The sequence below is a fragment of the Campylobacter sp. P091 genome (genome assembly GCF_002138935.1).
GTDB lineage: Bacteria > Campylobacterota > Campylobacteria > Campylobacterales > Campylobacteraceae > Campylobacter > Campylobacter devanensis.
On sequence record NZ_MJKZ01000008.1, the window covers coordinates 27,699 to 46,592 of the forward strand.

Annotated in this window: 20 protein-coding genes; 16 read left to right on the plus strand and 4 right to left on the minus strand. The window is 33.2% G+C overall.

The genetic code is table 11. From position 1 onward, the window contains the following. Positions 1 to 147: 147 nt before the first annotated feature. Entirely contained in the window at positions 148 to 630 is a 483-nt protein-coding gene (locus tag CIGNP91_RS07670; protein ID WP_086228769.1) for a DUF4405 domain-containing protein, read from the plus strand. A 21-nt stretch (positions 631 to 651) separates the two neighbouring features. On the opposite strand, the gene CIGNP91_RS07675 is transcribed toward CIGNP91_RS07670, so the two are convergent. Genes CIGNP91_RS07675 through CIGNP91_RS07685 form a run of 3 tightly spaced genes read right to left on the minus strand, consistent with a single transcriptional unit; the run spans position 652 to position 4,376 of the window. Then, positions 652 to 3,066, minus strand: coding sequence for an efflux RND transporter permease subunit (locus CIGNP91_RS07675; RefSeq protein WP_086253816.1), 2,415 nt, complete (start codon positions 3,064 to 3,066; stop codon positions 652 to 654). Beyond that, entirely contained in the window at positions 3,063 to 3,656 is a 594-nt protein-coding gene (locus CIGNP91_RS07680; protein WP_086253817.1) for an MlaC/ttg2D family ABC transporter substrate-binding protein, read from the minus strand. The genes CIGNP91_RS07675 and CIGNP91_RS07680 overlap by 4 nt, the downstream gene beginning before the upstream one ends. A gap of 3 nt (positions 3,657 to 3,659) precedes the next feature. Continuing rightward, entirely contained in the window at positions 3,660 to 4,376 is a 717-nt protein-coding gene (locus tag CIGNP91_RS07685) for an MlaA family lipoprotein (protein ID WP_086235022.1), read from the minus strand. Between the two features lie 177 nt (positions 4,377 to 4,553). Here CIGNP91_RS07685 and CIGNP91_RS07690 point away from each other — a divergent pair, with 177 nt between their 5' ends. The 5 genes from CIGNP91_RS07690 to CIGNP91_RS07710 all read left to right on the plus strand — a co-directional run bounded on the left by CIGNP91_RS07690 (position 4,554) and on the right by CIGNP91_RS07710 (position 8,288). Further along, the gene (locus tag CIGNP91_RS07690; protein ID WP_086253818.1) at positions 4,554 to 5,342 is read left to right on the plus strand and encodes a TOBE domain-containing protein; all 789 of its coding nucleotides are present in this window, start codon (positions 4,554 to 4,556) and stop codon (positions 5,340 to 5,342) included. A gap of 144 nt (positions 5,343 to 5,486) precedes the next feature. Further along, complete coding sequence (gene modA / locus CIGNP91_RS07695; RefSeq protein WP_086253819.1) at positions 5,487 to 6,218, plus strand: molybdate ABC transporter substrate-binding protein; 732 nt, start codon at positions 5,487 to 5,489, stop codon at positions 6,216 to 6,218. A gap of 8 nt (positions 6,219 to 6,226) precedes the next feature. After that, positions 6,227 to 7,051, plus strand: a complete 825-nt coding sequence (locus tag CIGNP91_RS07700; protein WP_086253820.1) for a sulfate/molybdate ABC transporter ATP-binding protein — start codon at positions 6,227 to 6,229, stop codon at positions 7,049 to 7,051. Continuing rightward, positions 7,048 to 7,713 carry a molybdate ABC transporter permease subunit gene (gene modB, locus CIGNP91_RS07705; RefSeq protein ID WP_086234020.1) on the plus strand — a complete coding sequence of 222 codons (666 nt, stop codon included), beginning with the start codon at positions 7,048 to 7,050 and terminating at the stop codon, positions 7,711 to 7,713. Before CIGNP91_RS07700 ends, modB begins: the two co-directional genes overlap by 4 nt. Positions 7,714 to 7,745: 32 nt before the next feature. Beyond that, a complete protein-coding gene (locus tag CIGNP91_RS07710; protein ID WP_086253821.1) occupies positions 7,746 to 8,288 on the plus strand; it encodes a hypothetical protein in 543 nt (180 codons plus the stop codon). Between the two features lie 24 nt (positions 8,289 to 8,312). Here CIGNP91_RS07710 and CIGNP91_RS07715 read toward each other — a convergent pair whose 3' ends face one another. After that, on the minus strand, positions 8,313 to 9,095 hold the full coding sequence (locus tag CIGNP91_RS07715) for a sulfite exporter TauE/SafE family protein (RefSeq protein WP_236848388.1): 783 nt from the start codon (positions 9,093 to 9,095) through the stop codon (positions 8,313 to 8,315). Positions 9,096 to 9,227: 132 nt separating this feature from the next. Between CIGNP91_RS07715 and CIGNP91_RS07720 the strand changes: the two genes are divergently transcribed. The 10 genes from CIGNP91_RS07720 (at position 9,228) to CIGNP91_RS07765 (ending at position 18,890) form a co-directional block, all read left to right on the plus strand. After that, positions 9,228 to 10,487 (plus strand): anthranilate synthase component I family protein, encoded by a 1,260-nt coding sequence (locus CIGNP91_RS07720; protein ID WP_086253843.1) that lies wholly within the window; start codon positions 9,228 to 9,230, stop codon positions 10,485 to 10,487. After that, the gene (gene trpD / locus CIGNP91_RS07725) at positions 10,487 to 12,085 is read left to right on the plus strand and encodes an anthranilate phosphoribosyltransferase (RefSeq protein ID WP_086253822.1); all 1,599 of its coding nucleotides are present in this window, start codon (positions 10,487 to 10,489) and stop codon (positions 12,083 to 12,085) included. Before CIGNP91_RS07720 ends, trpD begins: the two co-directional genes overlap by 1 nt. Beyond that, entirely contained in the window at positions 12,086 to 13,186 is a 1,101-nt protein-coding gene (locus CIGNP91_RS07730; protein ID WP_086253823.1) for a DNA adenine methylase, read from the plus strand. After that, positions 13,183 to 13,794 carry a phosphoribosylanthranilate isomerase gene (locus tag CIGNP91_RS07735; protein ID WP_086253824.1) on the plus strand — a complete coding sequence of 204 codons (612 nt, stop codon included), beginning with the start codon at positions 13,183 to 13,185 and terminating at the stop codon, positions 13,792 to 13,794. The genes CIGNP91_RS07730 and CIGNP91_RS07735 overlap by 4 nt, the downstream gene beginning before the upstream one ends. Continuing rightward, positions 13,791 to 14,972, plus strand: coding sequence for a tryptophan synthase subunit beta (gene trpB, locus CIGNP91_RS07740; protein WP_086240856.1), 1,182 nt, complete (start codon positions 13,791 to 13,793; stop codon positions 14,970 to 14,972). Before CIGNP91_RS07735 ends, trpB begins: the two co-directional genes overlap by 4 nt. Beyond that, the gene (gene trpA / locus CIGNP91_RS07745; protein WP_086253825.1) at positions 14,965 to 15,711 is read left to right on the plus strand and encodes a tryptophan synthase subunit alpha; all 747 of its coding nucleotides are present in this window, start codon (positions 14,965 to 14,967) and stop codon (positions 15,709 to 15,711) included. The genes trpB and trpA overlap by 8 nt, the downstream gene beginning before the upstream one ends. A gap of 108 nt (positions 15,712 to 15,819) precedes the next feature. Continuing rightward, a complete protein-coding gene (locus CIGNP91_RS07750) occupies positions 15,820 to 16,239 on the plus strand; it encodes a restriction endonuclease (protein WP_086225500.1) in 420 nt (139 codons plus the stop codon). Beyond that, positions 16,236 to 16,541 carry a flagellar motor switch protein FliN gene (fliN, locus tag CIGNP91_RS07755; RefSeq protein WP_086225501.1) on the plus strand — a complete coding sequence of 102 codons (306 nt, stop codon included), beginning with the start codon at positions 16,236 to 16,238 and terminating at the stop codon, positions 16,539 to 16,541. Before CIGNP91_RS07750 ends, fliN begins: the two co-directional genes overlap by 4 nt. Beyond that, positions 16,538 to 17,683 carry a hypothetical protein gene (locus CIGNP91_RS07760; RefSeq protein WP_086253826.1) on the plus strand — a complete coding sequence of 382 codons (1,146 nt, stop codon included), beginning with the start codon at positions 16,538 to 16,540 and terminating at the stop codon, positions 17,681 to 17,683. The genes fliN and CIGNP91_RS07760 overlap by 4 nt, the downstream gene beginning before the upstream one ends. 19 nt (positions 17,684 to 17,702) lie before the next feature. Further along, positions 17,703 to 18,890, plus strand: coding sequence for a tetrahydrodipicolinate N-succinyltransferase N-terminal domain-containing protein (locus tag CIGNP91_RS07765; RefSeq protein ID WP_086253827.1), 1,188 nt, complete (start codon positions 17,703 to 17,705; stop codon positions 18,888 to 18,890). The last annotated feature ends 4 nt before the right edge of the window (positions 18,891 to 18,894 follow it).

Genomic DNA, 18,894 nt, shown 5'->3' on the forward strand with positions numbered 1-18,894 from the left:
TAAAATACGACAATAATAACTCTAAATTTATCTAATAAAATTGCTATAACAAATATATCTTTTGTAAAATAACTTAATTTTGTTAATTCACATATTTTTAACATATTCTTGGAATAATTTTGCCAAATTTAACTCAAAGGATAGATAATGAAAGTCTCCAAACCAATAGCTACTACAGCGACTATCGCTACATTTGCCATTGTTGGTGTTACTGGTGTTTTTATGTTTTTTGATCTTAAAAACTATGGTATCAAGATAGCCCACGAATATATCGGCATGGTAATGGTACTTGCATGTGTGCTTCATATATTTGCTAATCTTGCGCCATTTAAGAAATATTTTACTGGCAAAAAACTTGGCTTTATAAGTGCTACCATAATAGCTGCTATAATATTTGTGGTTTTTGCTCCAAATTCAAACAAGTCAAAACTACCACAAAAAGAGCTATACTCTAGCTTTATGAGTGCAAATTTAAGTAGTGCGATGATGGCTTTAAATAGTGATAAAACTGCGGTTAAAAAATACTTAAATAGTAAAAATATTGAATTTGAAGATACCAGCATTAAAGAGTTTATCTCTAAAAATAATTTAAATGAAGTTGAATTTATAAATACTCTTTTAAATCGCTAAATTATAGAGCCATCTTAGGCTCTATAATTGCTTTTTATAAAATGAAGAGATCATCGCAGGAAGCAAAATTAACGCCCCAAGAAGCATCATAAACATAACCAAATCAGTTAAAACCCCAAAATATATAGTCGGCCAAAAATTACTAAGACTCATCACGCTAAAGCCTAAAAATATTGCAAAAGAGGTATAATACATAGCATAACCAATACTTGCGTGTGAACGCTTTACTGCACTAGAGATAGTATGCGTACGATTTTCATTTTTAAATCTATGAATATAATGAATTATATCATCAACCCCAATTCCAAGACTAATAGCAGCAATTGTAATACTCATAATATCAAGCGGGATTCCTGCAATCCCCATTATGCCAAATACAGCACACAAAGGAACAAGATTTGCAATAATTCCAATTAGTGATAGCTTAATACTTCTAAAAATTACTACAAAAACCAAAAATAGTGCCAAAACTACAAATATAAATGTATCAGCCTGTGAACTAAAGAGAGCTTGAAGCATATTATTATATAATACCATTACGCCAGCTACTTGAATCTCTACTGGTTCATCTTTTAATAGTTTTTGTAAATCAGCCTTGAGTGATTTGACAAACTCATCACGGCGTAAATTTGGATCACTATCGATAGTTCTAATACTAAATCTTACCTCATTATTTTCTATATTTATATATGGTGTTAAGATTAGCTGCTTATACTCATTAGGTAAATTTGTATAGATTAGCGAGAGTGCAAGCGGATCAAGCTCCTTACCATTATTTATACTTTTTCCTACTTCAAGTAAAGTAGCAAGCGAGCTAACATTTCCAACAAACTCACGCTCAGCAATAAATTTATTAACTCTTTTAATAATATCAAGCCTATAAGTATTAAACCAGTATTGCTCCTCTTGACTACCGCCAAATTCATCTTCAAATTCGCCTAGTTCATCATCACTATTTTGCTCAATTGGTTTAAATTTAATAATCACATCCAAAGGAATCGTTCCGCCTAGCTCTTGATCGATCACCTTCATACCTTGGTAAATTTCAGTATTTGATTTAAAGTATCCTATAAAACTATTTTCAACCCTAAGCTGACTAATACCATAAATACCAATAACTACTATAAACAAACTAATTATATATATTATTTTTGGTTGATTTATGGCAAATTTAGCACACCACTGTGTGAATTTAAAGTGATTTTCAAAGCTCATTTTGGGCTCTTTTTTCTTAAGCATCATAAGCAAACTACCAAAAATAAAAAAAGCAACCAAAAGCGATATAGAGATACTCACACTCATCATCGCCCCAAGCATAATAATTGGTTTAATATCGCTTAGGCAAAGTGATAAAAATCCAATTACTGTAGTAAAAATTGCAAAAAAGCAAGGTGTAAATTTAGAACGCAAAGTAAGATAAACTAACTGTGCATTTGTATAAATTTTATGTTTTAAATATAGCTCACGATATGCTACGATTAAGTGAATTACCACTGAAATTGTAATAATTAGCTGAAGGGCTATATAATTAGAGCTAATTACTGTAATCTCATAACCTAAAAGCCCAAATAGTCCACTTGCTAAAATTACACTTAAAAAACAGACAATCACTGGTAAAACTACAAATCTAACTTGTCTAAAAAATAACCATAAACAAAACCCAAGAAGCACTAAAACACTACTTCCATAAACTGCTAAGTCATTTTTAACAAAGCTTATCATATCATCAGCAATCATACTAATGCCGCCTAAAAATAGCCGCTCATCTCCCTTATAGTACTCTATAATCTCCCTAATTTTAGTAATATTTTCATGTTCAACAATACGCTGAGCATCTCTATATTTTTTAAATTCAATTTCTAAATTTGCTAATTTTTGGCCAAACTCTTTTAGATTTGCTCTTTGTTCTAAAAATCTGGCATAAGTATCATCATCTTTTAAATTTACTACAATAGCTGTGGTTTTAAAATCACTACTAACTAATGAGTTTTTATATAATAAACTATTCATTAACTCATCTTTGGCCCTGGCCATATCGATGCCAGTTTTGCTTAAATTTGGCACATTCTCTATTAATTCACTAATGCTTAAATTGGGATTATTAGTTAAAAGTGGGGCTTTTAAGATTGAAAAAACTGAATCGACACTTTTTAAATTCTCAAGCTCTCTTGAGATTGCTGCGATTTTATCTAGGCTATTTTGGTTTAAAAGTCCTAAATTTGGTGTATAAGCAATAACTAAAAAATTCTTACTATCATAGCGTTTAGTAATATCACGCCAAATAGCTAAATCCTTATCATTTTCAAGTAATAAAGTCTGAGTAGAAGCATCAATCTCAAGCTTATAAGAAAAGACTCCAATTCCAAGGCAAATAAGCAAACTAAACGCTAAAACAGCCTTAGGAAATGCGACAATTAGCTTAAATATTTTTTTCATTTAACAGTGGCATTATGATCAGCTGTTGCATTTTGAAGACGCTTTATAATCTCATCAAAGCCTGCATTTTTACTTAAATCATTAAACTGGCTTCTATAGCTTTGAACTAAACTCACGCCTAAAATATCAATATCATAGATTAGATAATCACTCTTATTTGCTGGGTGAAATTTAAAAATTAATGGATAATTTTCGCTTTTATTTTTTATTACAGCATAGACATTGTATCGATTTTTGTTTCCCATTTCGCCTTTTACAAACTCAATCTCTTGATCACTATAATATCCAAGCTTTTGCGTAAAAGATGCCTTTAAATTTGCTACAAATTGTTTTTCAAACTCATCTTGCTGTGTAGGATTTAACATACTATATTGCTTAGAAAGAGAGAGTCTAGCCATCAGTGAGTAGTCAAAATATCCATCAAAAAGCTTAAAAAGCTCTAAAGGCTTTTGCTCTTTTACTATAGATTTATCATTCATTATCTCCATTGCTTTTTTAAAATCATTCTTTAGAGTATCATCAATATTTTTAAGCTCTATGCCAAAAGCAATTGAGCATACCAAAAATAACAAAAATATAATTTTTTTCATATTTTACTCCTGAATTTGTGCATTTCTGCGTTGTTCATAGCCATCTTTTATAAATGTATATAAGTCGATTGCACCACTAGTAAGCTTATTATATAGTTCGGGATCTTTAGAACCATCGTTAATTAGCTGCCATGATTTAACAGCTAAATTTAGATGAAAATATTTATGACTATCATCAGTAAATATCTCATTGGTATAACTCAATGGATTAATGAAAAAGTCCCCACTCATACCTATTAAATCACGCAAATTTGTCTGTCCTAAAACTGGCAATACTATAGGAAAACCGCTACCAATTCCCCAATATCCAAGTGTTTGACCAAAATCCTCATCGTGTCTTTTAAGCCCATAAACATTAGTTGCTACATCGCTAATCCCGCCAAAACCAATTATAGTATTAGCAATAAATCTTAGCGTCTCCTCTCCTGCTGCTGCAAATTTAAATTGTAAAAGATTATTAACTAAACGAATTGGATATATAATATTATCAAAAAAATTACTTATAGCATCTTGAGCAGGATCTGGCATAATATAATCATAGCCTTTAAATGTTGGTATCAAGATATTTTGATATACAACATGATTAAACTCGGTCATAACCCTATTATATCCACTAAGCGGATCAAAACTGCTAGTAGCATACTCATCTTCAAATGAATCAATATCATCAGCAAAACAGCTAATTAAAAATATAAAACTAGCCAAAAAAATCCTAGCCATAATATTACCTCATAAATTAAAAAGGCAATATTATATCAGTTCAAACTTAAGTTAGTATGAATTATAAAATTTACTATATTTAGTATATTTTATTTTTATTGTTTTCAAATATAAACCCAATTTTAATAATAAAATATTATAATACGCCAAAGAAAAATAAATTTAAAAGAGGTTTTTATGAAAGCTAGGATAAATCTTGAGCTATTTTTAGATGATGAAGTAGCCCTTTTACCAAAGCATATCAAACTTCTAAAGGCTCTAGATGAGACCAAAAGCATCACTAGAGCAGCAAATGCAGTTGATATCTCGTATAAAAATGCTTGGGACTGCCTAGATCTACTTAACTCCAAAGCCAAAGAGCCATTAATTGCTAGGGTAAATGGCAAGAGAAAAAATAGTGGTAGTGAGCTTAGTGCATATGCAAAAGATATTATAGATGTGTATGAGGCGATTTTAAAAATTCAAAATAATTTATTAGATGAAATCTGTAGCAATCCAGATATTCACGCCATAAATAATCTAAAAAGGAACAATATGAAGTTAAGCGCTAAAAATCAACTTCAAGCTACAATCACAGATATAAATATCGGCGCAGTAAATGCGCAAATCACAGCTAAATTAAGCGATGGAACATTGCTAAAATCCATAATCACAATAGATAGCCAAAAAGAGTTAAATTTAGAAGTTGGCAAAGAGGTTTTATTTATCTTTAAAGCTTCAAGCGTAATTTTAGCTAAAAGCGATGATAATGAGCTTAAAATTTCTGCATCAAATAAGCTAAAAGGCAAAGTAGCTAAAGCTACAATAGGTGCAGTAAATGCCAAAATCACCGTAAATATAGGCAATAATCAGACAATACACGCTATCATCACTAACGAATCGGCCCAAGATATGAGAATCAATGTCGGCGATGAAGTTGAGTTATTTATCAAAGCTAGCCATATTATCATAGCGACACAGGCTTAGTTTATTACTTGCTTGGTATTAGCCAAGCAAGAGTAATTGCTAACTTTTTAAAATATAAATATATAATTTATATTTATAAATATCCATTTATTTACTATTTTTTCATATAATTATAAGTATAAATTTATAATATTAGGAATAAATATGAGATCAATTTTTCTACTTTTAGCCTTTGTAGTTTGCTCTTTTGCTTCAACACTCAATGTAGCCGCAGCGGCAAATACGGCCTATGTCTTAGAAGAGATAAAAAGCGAATTTATCAAACTTCACCCAGATGCTAAAATCAACATAACATTAGGCTCAAGCGGTAAATTAGTAGCCCAAATCAAAAATGGCGCCCCTTTTGATCTATTTTTAAGCGCAAATATGGATTTTGCTAATGCGCTATATAAAGATGGTTTTGCCATTAATAAACCTGCTATTTACACTAGCGGAAGCGTGGCTATTTTGAGTGTTAGAGGCTATGAACCAAGCCTAAACTCATTAAAAAACAAAGATATAAAAACAATAATAATAGCCAACCCAAAAACCGCCCCATACGGCGCTGCTACGATAGAAGCATTTAAAAATGCTGGAATTTATGATGAGATTAAAGATAAAATCATTGAAGCAAATAGCATAGGCGATGCTCTAAATCAAACTATAAAAGCTGGCGATATCGGTTTTGTCGCAGCTAGTGCTTTGAAGGCCAAACAGATGCTACAATATACAAATTATGCTATCTTAGATGGCTCACTTCATACTAGTATAGATCAAGCAATGGTAATCTTAAATCATGGTAAAGAAAATAAATTAGCTAAAGATTTTTATGATTACTTGCTTAGCAAACCGGCTCAAGATATATTTGTTAAATTTGGATATAAAGCGATTAATTAGGCGAATTTATGATCCATTTTCACTGCCAAAAGTCCTTTGATGGATTTAAGCTTGATCTTGAATTTAAGATAAATAATGGCGAATTTGTCGCATTATATGGCAAAAGTGGCAGTGGTAAAAGCACGATATTAAGGCTACTTGCTGGATTTGATAAGCCTGATAGCGGAGTTATTAGCAGTGATGGGGTGATATATTACAACAAAGATATATTTTTACCCCCACAAAAGCGAAATATCGGATATCTTTTTCAAGATTATGCTCTATTTCCTAATATGAGTGTGATACAAAATCTACTATTTGCCAAAAATGATATTAAATTTGCTACTGAGTTACTAGAATTAGCCGAGCTTTTAGAGTTTCAAAACGCCTATCCGCACACACTCTCTGGCGGTCAAAAGCAACGCACAGCCCTAGCAAGGGCTTTGATGAGGCGACCTAAAATCTTACTTTTAGATGAGCCTTTATCTGCTTTAGATGCGAAATTACGCATTAAACTCCAAGACTACTTAAGCCAAATTCACAAAAAATATAATATGAGTATAATCTTAGTTAGCCACGATAAACACGAAATTTATAGACTCGCTAACCATATTTATGAGATTGACAATGGCAAAATCATCCAAAGTGGCACCCCAAAAGAGCTATTTTTAAGCTCAAATTTGGATCAAAATATCAATCTATTAGCTACAATTTTAGAGATAAATAACCAAAGTATAACCTGCGAATACGCAAATCAAATTTATAAAATTCCAACTACAAATATCAATAAATTTAAAATCGGAGATACCATCACTCTAAGCACACAAATATCAAATTTAAAGGTGGATATATGATAGATTGGACGCCACTATTATTGTCATTTAAATTAGCCTTCATATCGACAATTATACTCTTTATCATATCTATATTTTTCGCTTATATCGTTGCTAGATGTGAGTTTAGATTTAAGCCTGTTTTAGAAAGCGTGATATCCTTGCCACTTGTATTGCCGCCTTCGGTGCTTGGATTTTATATCTTGATACTCTTATCGCCATACTCATTTTTGGGCGAATTTATGGAAAAATATTTTGATATTAGGCTTGTATTTAACTTTACTGGCCTTGTGATTGCTAGCTGTATCTACTCATTGCCCTTTATGTTTTCGCCGATTTTATCAGGGTTTAAATCCCTGCCAAATTCGCTTATAGAGGCTAGTTATAGCCTTGGCAAAGGTAAGCTTACTACCTTGTTTCGTGTCGCTATGCCAAATATCAAGCCATCACTTTTGAGCGCTATTATCATTAGTTTTGCTCACACTTTGGGTGAATTTGGAGTGATTTTAATGATAGGCGGAAGCATAGAAGGCAAGACTAAGGTCGCTAGTATCGCTATTTATGAGGCTGTTGAGATATTGGATTATAAACTTGCGCATATATATTCAGCGATTATGCTTATAATTAGCTTTAGTGTTTTGTTTTTAGTCTATTTCATAAACCAAAAAATAGAGAAAAAATAGTATAATACCTAAATTTATTTTAGGGGATTTTGATGAAAAATATATTTTTTTGCCTTATAATTAGCTTGGTATTTTTAGGTTGTAGTAGCCCTGCTTTTACTAGTTATCTCTCAACTTCTAATCCGATTTTTATCACTGAAAATATAAAAGGCAAGAGCTTTAGTATATCTTCACAAAATTTCAGCGAAAACTTTGAAAATAATCTAAGCTCTGCCCTAATCCAAAATGGTTATAAAAAAGCTACCAAAAATCCAGATATCACAATTAAAATTACGCTAAATTACCTACGCCAAAATAGCGATATTAAGAATAATAATTTTATGGAATTTGGCTTTGGTAGTGGTGGATTTAGGCATGTTGGCTTTGGTAGCGGCTTTGGTGGTGGATACGAAAATGAGTATTTTTACGATGCTCAAGCCTCGCTTTTAATCGCTCTTAAAGATAGCAATAATTATCAAACAAATTTAAATCTACAAAGCCAAAAATCTAGCTTTGAGTACTCTCAAACTCAAGCTATAGATAGCTTTGAGCTTAAAATAATATCTAAAATTATTGAAATTTTAAATGGATTTTAGCCCGAATTTAGCCACAAAAGTTGATTAAAATAGTATATTTTTAACCATTAAAATAAACATAATTATATATAAGCCAAGCGCCAATCTTTTTTGAATATTTTTATCAACTTTATGGCCAAATTTTACACCAAAATATACCCCAATTATAGATCCAATTCCAATTGTAAATCCACTTTTATAATCCACAAGTCCCACATTTGCTAAGCTTATAAGCCCAGAAAATGAGCTAAATATGACAAAAAATAGCCCAATTGATATAGCTTTTTTGATATCCATTTTTAAAAATCCCACAAATATCGGTGTTAAAAATAGCGCCCCGCCAATCCCAGCCGATATCGCCACAGCACCTACTAAAAGCCCTACGCCAAACATTATAAATTTAGATATCTCTTTAGGATTATCATTTTTCACATCTGCTTGAAAAAATTTAATTATCGCCACCATTAACATAAATAACACCACGAATTTCAAAGCGATACTAGGCATAATCGATACTATAAATCCACTAAAACTCGCCCCCACAAGTCCGCCGATACCAACCACAATCCCATCATTTAAAACCAATTTTTTATTTTTGTAATTCACATAGCTACCAAATAGCGCTCCCATAAACATCTGAAGCACACTAATACCAATCGCACTTTTAATATCAAAACCCAAATTTAAAAGTATCGGCACCAAAATTGTCCCACCACCAATGCCAAAAAATCCACTAATACACCCCACACCAACACCGATAGCGACAAAAATAGCAACCGCCCATAAAAGGCTCATATCGCCTAAAATCACACTAAATCCATCAACCATTTTTCTACCTTAAATTTGATTTGAAATTATATTAATCCTAAGATAAAATCTAGCTTTGAAATACTAAATTTTAAGATTGATAAAGAAAATTTTTTGTATAATATTTTTTTAAAAAAACTTTTTGGAGATAAGATGCTTTTACTCTATGATCCAACCATATATTTTAAAGAAATTTTACGCCAATATCCAAAATCCTATCTAGCCGAAGATGAGACTCAAGCAATCATCGGAATTGATTGTGAATATATCAGCGGAGATGACTTTGGCAAATTAAATGATAGAATAAAAAACGGCAAAAAAATCTCAAATTTCGCTGGGCTTTTTGGCGTTTTAAGCTATGAAGCAGTATATAAATTCGAAAAAATCGGCGAGCTTAAGCCCGCATTATATGAGTTTCCATTATATCATTATAGCGACGCTAGAGCCTATCTTCACTATGACAAACAGAGTAAAATTTATAGCTTTTATGGCGATAGCAACTACTTTAATAATCTTAAAGATATTAAGCCACTTAAATCAGATAAAAGCTATTTTTATACCATCAAAAGCGACTTAAATAGCCAAAAAGCCGACTATTTAAAGATGATTGAAACGGCTAAAAATTATATAAAAAATGGTGATATTTTCCAAGTAGTCTTATCCAAAACTTTAGAGCTACAAAGCGATTTTGATCCGCTTGAATTTTATGAAATTTTAAAATCACAAAATCCTAGCCCATATATGTTTTACTACCCAAGTGAATTTGGCACCATCGTAGGTAGTAGCCCAGAGCTAGTAGTAGAGATCAAAAAGGGCATTATCCACACAAGCCCAATTGCCGGAACCAAAAAGCGTGGGAGAGATGCTAATGAAGATGAAATTATAAAAAATGAGCTTTTAAATGATGAAAAAGAGCTTAGTGAGCATAGAATGTTAATTGATTTAGCTAGAAATGATATAGGCAAATTCGCACTTCCAAGTAGCGTAAAAGTGATAAATCCTATACATATTAAGCTTTATGAAAGTGTAATGCATATCGTAAGCGATATATACGCAGAACTTAAAAGCTCATCATCAGCGATGGATGCGATCGCTACGATATTTCCTGCTGGCACACTTAGCGGTAGCCCAAAGATAAGAGCGATGCAGATTATAAATGAGCTTGAAGAGCATAGCCGTGGAATTTATGGTGGCGGGATTGGATTTTGGCATTTTAATGGCGATATGCAAATGGCGATTTTGATTCGTTCAGCTATATTTGTACCAAATTCAGATTCAAATCGTGTATTTATCGGTGCTGGTGCTGGAATCGTATGGGATAGTATAGCCCAAAATGAGTATGAAGAGATCTGTAACAAACGCAAAAGTTGTCTAAAAATCTTCGAACAATACGCAACCAAAAGGGATAAATAATGATTTTAATGATTGATAATTATGATAGTTTTGTCTATAATATCTATCAATATATCTTAGATACAACTAATGAGTCTATAAAATGCGTTAGAAATGATGAGATCACAATTGATGAGATCAAAACCTTAAATCCATCTAAAATTATCCTAAGCCCAGGGCCAAAACACCCTAAAGATAGTGGCGTTTGCTTAGATATTTTAAGGGCGAATTTAGGCATTCCTATACTCGGAATTTGCCTTGGGCATCAAGCTATCGGGCTAGTTTATGGTGCTGATATCAAGGTACTTGACACCCCAGTACACGGCAAAATATCCCAAATTCATATCCAGCAAAACAGTCTTATATTTAATGGCTTACCAACTGAATTTAGCGTGATGAGATACCACTCTTTATATGTAGATAATCTACCACCAAACTTGCAAGCCACAGCTTATAGCAGCGATGGGGTTTTGATGGCGTTAGAAGATAGTAAAAATCAAATTTTTGGGATACAATTTCACCCTGAAAGTTTCTTTAGCCAATATGGCAAACAGATAATAGCAAACTTCGTCTCACTAAATAAAAAAGATAATGAAGAGCCTAAAAAAGCCAATTTCGCACCATTTCTTACCAAGCTCCAAAAGGGCTTTGCCCTTGATAGCAAGGATTATGAGATAATATGCAAAGAGATTTATAAGAAAAATTATGATGAAGTCCAGCTTGGGGCTTTACTAGTTTTAATAAGCGAAAAATCCCTATATCCAGATAGTTTAGCAGCACTTGTGAAAAATATACTAAAATACTCAACTACATATAGTGACAACTCCAAAATGATGGATATAGTAGGCACAGGTGGCGATGGCCTAAAAACGATAAATATCTCCACAACAACAGCCTTCATACTAGCATCTTTGGGTATCAAAGTAGCCAAACACGGCAACAAAGCCATAACCTCCAAAAGCGGTAGTAGCGATGTTTTAAGCCAAATAGGCATAAATCCTGGTAGCGATATCGAGCATTTAAAATTTAAACTCAATAACCAAAATTTAGCCTTTTTTCATGCTCCATATTTTCACCCTATTACAGCTAGCGTGCGTGATGTGAGATTAAGGCTTGGCGTGGGAACGGTCTTTAATATCCTTGGCCCACTTCTAAATCCAAATTTAAGCCTTAGCAATCAAGTAGTAGGCAACTACCTTGAAGAAGTTAATGAGTTAATCGCAGCTACTTTACTAAATTTAGGTAGAAAACACGCTATCGTAGTCCATGGAATGGACTCTATGGATGAGATAACACTTTGCGATGAGACTCTAATCCACGAAGTCAAAGATGGCAAAATACTAGAATATAAGATCACGCCAGAGCAATTTGGCTTTAAAAGGGCATTTCACTCTGATATTGCCGGTGGCGATGCTAGTTACAATGCCGAAATTTTAAAAGCCACGCTAAAAGGCGAGCTTAGTGGGCCAAAATTTGATATAGTACTTTTAAATGCGATGTTTGCTCTATATACAGCAGATGGCGCCAACTCTCCACTAGAAGCTAAGGATATAATCTTAAATGCGATTAAATCTGGCAAGGTTTGGGAGTTTTATCAAAGCTATATTAAAAGGCAGTAAATGAAAGAAAATAAAGAGTATCTAAGTGAGCAATTAATCAGCTATCTAGGTAATAAACGCTCACTCCTATCAAATATCACCAAAGTGATAACTGATATCAAAAATAATCTTGCCAAAAGCAAGATATCATTTGCTGATGTTTTTAGTGGTAGCGGCATAGTCGCAAGAGCTGCTAAATCCTATTCTAGCGTAATCTTTGCCAATGATTTAGAGAGATACTCATACATTATAAACTCATGTTATCTATCAAATTCCAATCCAAATTTGATAGATAATCTATCTAAATATTTTACTCAAATTCAAAATAATTTCACCCCAAAAGAGAGCTTTATAAGCGAACTTTACGCCCCAAAAAATGATGAAAATATCCAAAAAAATGAAAGAGTTTTTTACTCTAGGCAAAATGCGTTAATTTTAGGCGGTTTAAGAGATGAAATATCTAAAATTCCAACTGAATTTCAAAAATATTTTATCGCCCCGCTGCTTAGCCAAGCCTCTATCCATTCTAATACCGGTGGGGTTTTCAAAGGATTTTATAAAGACAAAGATGGCGTTGGTAAATTCGGCGGACAGGGCGAAAATGCATTGAGGCGAATTCTAGGCAAAATAGAGCTAAAAATGCCGATTTTTTCAAATTTTCAAAGTGAATTTGAGGTTTTCCAAAATGACGCTTTAGAATTCGCCAAATCCATATCAAAAGTTGATATAGCCTATTTTGACCCACCTTATAATCAACATCCTTATGGGTCAAACTACTTTATGTTAAATTTAATTAGCGATTTTAAAGCTCCAAATATAGAGCAAATCAGCAAAGTTAGTGGCATACCAAACGACTGGAACCGCTCAAAATATAATAAAAAAGCTAAAGCAAGCGATGAATTTTTCAACCTTTTAAGCGAATTTAAAGCCAAATATCTAATCATCTCATTTAACTCAGATGGCTTTATCAGTATGAATGATTTTTTGATAAATTTAGCAAAAATTGGCGAGGTTGATAAGGTAGAGATCAAATACCCAACTTACAGAGCTAGTAGAAATTTAAACTCAAGAGATTTATATGTGACAGAGTATCTTTATATCATCAAAAAGGATATAAGATGAAGCCATTAATCAAAATTTGCGGTATCAAAAATTTAAACGAAGCCAAAAGCGTATGCGAGTGCGAATTTGACGCTCAAAGGGTGGATTTCATCGGGATTATTTTTGCTCAGAGCAAAAGGCAAGTTAGTTTAGAAATGGCTAAAAATATTGCTGATTTGGCTCATAAATTTGGTATAAAAGTTGTTGGAGTATTTGCTGGGATTGAGTTTGATAAGATAGCCAAGATAGTGAATTTAGCGAATTTAGACGCCGTTCAAATCTATGAAAAAGTAAATGATAAAGCCAAATTTGATTGTGAGGTGTGGCAAGTTTTTAGCGTGGGTGAATCGTTGCCAGAGCTTAATGGGAGCTATGATAAAATATTATTTGATACAAAAGGTGAAAAAAAGGGTGGAAATGGGGTTAAATTTAATTGGGATTTACTAAAAAATTTAGATATCAAATTTGGTTTAGCCGGTGGAATCGGTGTAGAAAATTTAAAAGAAGCTATGAAGCTTAAACCAAATTTAATTGATATAAATAGCAAAATAGAAGATGAGTTTGGGTTTAAAGATAGCAAAAAGATATATGAAATTTTAAAAATAGTTAATTTAGGAGATTTAATATGAACGCAAAAGCCTATTTTGGTAAATATGGTGGCCAATTTGTCCCTGAAACCGTGATGAGCGCATTAAATGAGTTAGAAGTTGCTTATGAAAAAATAGCTAGTAGCGATGAGTTTAAGGCTGAGTTAAATGAGCTTTTAAGAGATTATGTAGGCAGGCCAAGCCCATTGTATCACGCCAAAAGGCTAAGCGAGCATTATGGGCATGATATCTATCTAAAAAGAGAAGATCTCAATCACACAGGAGCTCACAAGATCAATAACGCCCTAGCCCAAGCTTTACTTGCCAAAAAAATGGGTAAAAAGAAGGTCTTAGCCGAAACAGGCGCTGGTCAGCACGGCGTGGCTACTGCGACTGCGGCGGCGCTTTTAGGCTTGGAGTGTGATGTTTATATGGGTGAATGCGATACCAAAAGACAGGCTCTAAATGTCTATAAAATGCAGCTTTTAGGGGCTAATGTAGTTCCTATTAGCGATGGACTTGGCACGCTTAAAGAGGCCACCACGGCAGCTATTCAAGCGTGGGTAAATGAGATAGAAACAAGATTTTATGTGATTGGTTCAGCTGTTGGACCTCATCCATACCCAAAAATCGTTAGAGATTTCCAAAGCATAATCGGCACTGAAGCCAAAGCACAATTAGATGAAAAAGGCGTAAAAGCTGACTATATCATCGCTTGCGTGGGCGGTGGGAGTAATGCTATAGGTATATTTTCAGCTTTTTTAGATGATCCAAGTGTAAATATAATAGGCGTAGAAGCCGCTGGGCTTGGTATAGAGACTAAATACCACGCAGCGACTCTAACTAAGGGCGCTGATGGCATAATCCATGGGATGAAAACCATCGTTTTACAAGATGAATTTGGGATGATTTTGCCAGTACATAGTATCAGTGCTGGGCTTGATTATCCAGGTGTTGGGCCCGAGCATGCGCATTTACAAGATATAGGTAGAGTGAGCTACTACGCTGTTAGTGATGATGAGTGCATAAATGCCCTAAGATTGCTATCAAAATTAGAAGGGATAATACCAGCTATTGAGAGCTCACACGCCCTAGCCTATTTAGATAAGCTCTGCCCTACACTACAAAAACGCTCAAATATTGTAGTAAATGTAAGTGGTAGAGGCGATAAAGATATGCATACTATAATGGATTATAAAAAAGGAACAATATATGGATAAGATAGCAAATGCTTTTAAAGGCAAAAAAGCAAATATCGGCTACATTGTAGCTGGATATCCTAGCTTAAAATACAGCAAAGAGTTTTTAAATTTACTTGATGATAGCGTGCTTGATATAATTGAGATTGGAATACCTTATTCTGATCCTTTAGCAGATGGCAAACTTATAGCCAATGCAGCATTTCAAGCATGCCATAACGGAGTAAATACAACAAAAGTTTTTGATATGCTAAAAGGTGTTAAAACCTCTAAAGCATTGGTATTTTTAGTATATTACAATATTATTTTAGCTTATGGCGAAGATAAATTTTTACGCCAAAGTTTAGAGTGTGGTATTAGTGGAATTTTAGTACCTGATATGCCTTATGAGGAGAGCTGCGAGTTTGCTCTTAAATGTCAGCAATATGGCATTAGCTTAATTCGCCTTATTGCCCCTACAAGCACTAAACGCTCAAAAGAGATTCTAAGCGGCTCTAGTGGATTTATATATGCTGTTGGCTCTCTTGGCGTAACAGGTGGCGAACAAAGCTCACTAGATAGACTCAAAGATATGATTAAGTTTATAAAAGACAATACCAATTTACCAGTTGCAGTTGGATTTGGGATTAAAAACTCAAGCGATGTTAAAAAGACTAAAGAGTATGCAGATGGCGCAATTATAGGCACAAAAATTGTAGAGATTACAAGCAAATTTGACCCACAAACCGCACATCAAAAGATAAAAGAGTTATTTGAATAGTTACACAATTTGGCTAAATTTCAAACTAAAATCAGTCAGAATTTAGTCAAATAAACTCTTTTAAAGCTAAATTTTGTATAATATTAGCCAAAACTTAAGGAGATTATAATGCTAAATGCTATCAATTATGCTACTAGACACTTTTGCACTGATGTATTTGGTTACGAGATCAAAGAGGGAAAAAGTCTAGGAAAAGACCTATATGGTGCTAGTATTCCCTTATATAAAGATGATATAGAGTTTCAATTTTATCTATATTTTAAAAAAGAGACTTTAGAGCTTTTTGTAGATAAACTATTTAACACTGAAGAGGCTAAAAAGACTGATTTAGGCGATTTAAGCAGAGAGGTAGCTAATCAAATCGTAGGTTATGCCAAGCATCTCTTAAGTGATAATAATGATGGAATTTATAGGCTTGGTACACCTGAATTTCTAGGCAAAGTCGAGAGATTTCCAGTTAGACTTGAAAAATCTCATATCTTTAAAATAAAAAATAAAACTTTCAAAATAGGCTATAAAAAAGTATGAACGAGACAAATACAAACCAAAATGGATTATTTCGTGACTACGATGAGTTGCTAGATATTGGCGTAGAGTTTATTAGTGATCTTGGTATGACTACTATTAGCGTACGTGAGCTTTTACGACTTGATGTTGGTTCAGTTATAGATTTAGATAAACCAGCTGGTGAAAGCGTAGAACTATACATCAATAATAGAATATTTGGCAAGGGCGAGGTAATGGTGTATGAAAAAAACTTGGCAATCCGTATAAATGAGATATTAGATTCTAAATCTGTAATCCAATATTTTAGAAGAGAGCTAATATGAAAATTTGGCTTTTAGTATTTATAGCTCTGCCAATTTGGGCAGCAAATTTACTTACTCACAATATATATGAACGTGATGAGCGTATCGATATTATGCTTAGTTTTGATGCTCCATATGATGGCACTATAAAACAACAAAATAACGCTGATTTAACCTATATCATCCTAAGCGATCTATCTTTAAAAGGTCAAGTAAGTAAGCAGATAAAATCAAATATTATCCAAAATATTTTAATTACCTCAGCTAATAATAGTGCTACACTGCAGCTAAAATCATCTAAGCCAATCTCTATAGTTGCCTCTAAAACTAGCGATAAATTTGGTCTTAGAATTCGTGTAACACCACAAATCCCAATTAAATCTACCAATCAGTCAGCTATAGAAAAAACTGCTCAATCAGCACAAAATATCAAACCAACACAAGTTGCAAACACTCAACCAAAAGAACAAAATCCACTAGCTAATATCCCGACCAAAAAAGATAGTGGTGATGATATGTATACAAACTACATTATAGTAATTTTAGTTCTATTTACACTCTTTGTTTTTTTAATGTTTATCAAAGCTAAATATACAAAAAAAAATCAACAAGCCAAAAGCATACAAACTACTAAAACTACTATAAATACACCAAAAGTTACGCCAAATCCAAAACCATTTGATATTGCTACACCAAATCCACAAGTATCGCAAAATCATCAAGCCGCTGATTTTCAAATAGAACAAAATCATCAAAATACTACAAATTCACAATCGGCACAAAGTTATCAAACAGCTCAAGATTTTCAATCCTCACCAAATTTGCAAGCAAACTCAAACTATCAAACCGCTTCAAATTTTCAAGATACTACAGCTTCTATAAGTAACTTTGATTGGAGCAATGAGAGTGTAGATGTCCTTTATGAAAAGTCATTAGATGCCCAAAATAAAGTAGTTTTACTAAACTACGAAAACCAAAAATATTTAGCCTTAGTAGGCAATTCAAATGTACTTTTGGATAAATTTGGCGAAGATGGAATAAAAAGTCAAGATGATTTTGAACTAATTATACAACAAAGCAAGCCAAAACTAAATAGCTATCTACAAGAGCGTAAAAATGCTCTAAGTAGCTACAAAGATATGATGGATAAAGAGTCAATTTAATTAAATAAAAGGAAAGATTATGAATATTAAAAATTTAAATGATTTAAAAAAATTTACCGATGAGATTCGTTCTCAAGCTGGCTATAAAGATCCAATTGCATTTGCAATCGGTAGAAGCATAAAAGGTAAATCAGCCAAAACAATCAGCGTAAATTACGCAGTAGTAAATATGAATGAAAATTATGGAAGTGCAGCTGTATTAAGCTGGGCAATTGAAAAAAATGGTATAAAAATCAATAATAGTGGGAGTGAATTTGTAGCACCGATTAACTCAGCTATTACAGCTGATGCGCTTAATATATTTGATTTTTTACTAGATGAATGCGAAGGCGATAAACACAAAAATGTTCAAAATCTACTCGTAATAGATGAAATTTTAAATGATGGCGAGATGGAAAATGATGTTGAGTTTATAGTAACATTTTTATATAGCGATGATGCGCCAAAAAGCGTTGAAGCTGTCTATCTAAAACTATATCTACTATCACTAAATAAAGCCGAAATTCGATCACTAAATCTTAATGGAGCCTTTGGCCTATTGCCAAATTTAGCCTGGGATAGTGATGGCAATCCACACGAATTAGACAATTTAAGAGAGAATGAAATTTGGCTAAAGATGAAAGGCTGGTATCCAAATATTGTAAGCGTAGATAAATTCCCACGCTACTTAAATCATATAATACCAAGCGATAATACTAGAATCTTAGATAGTGCAAAAGTAAGAATGGGTGCGGTCCTAGCACCAGGCACAACAGTAATGCCAGGCGCTTCATATATCAACTTCAACTCTGGAACAACTGGATCAGTAATGGTAGAAGGTAGAATCTCAAGCTCTGTAAGCGTAGGAGATGGAAGCGATGTAGGCGGTGGTGCGAGTATTTTAGGCGTACTAAGTGGCACAAATGGCAATCCAATTAGCGTAGGTAAAAGATGCCTTTTAGGTGCTAATTCAGTAACTGGCGTACCTCTTGGCGATGATTGTATCATAGATGCTGGTATAGCAATTCTTGAGGGTACAAAAATATATATAAGCGATAAAGAGGCTCTTGAAAAAGTAAATCCAGGGTTTAAATTTGATAAAGAGATATATAAAGCACTTGAACTAGCCAATCTAAATGGAATTCACTATCGCCAAAATAGCCAAACAGGTCAAATCACAGCTAGCATTAGTAAAAGAGCTATTAAGCTAAATGCTGACTTGCATTAAGGAA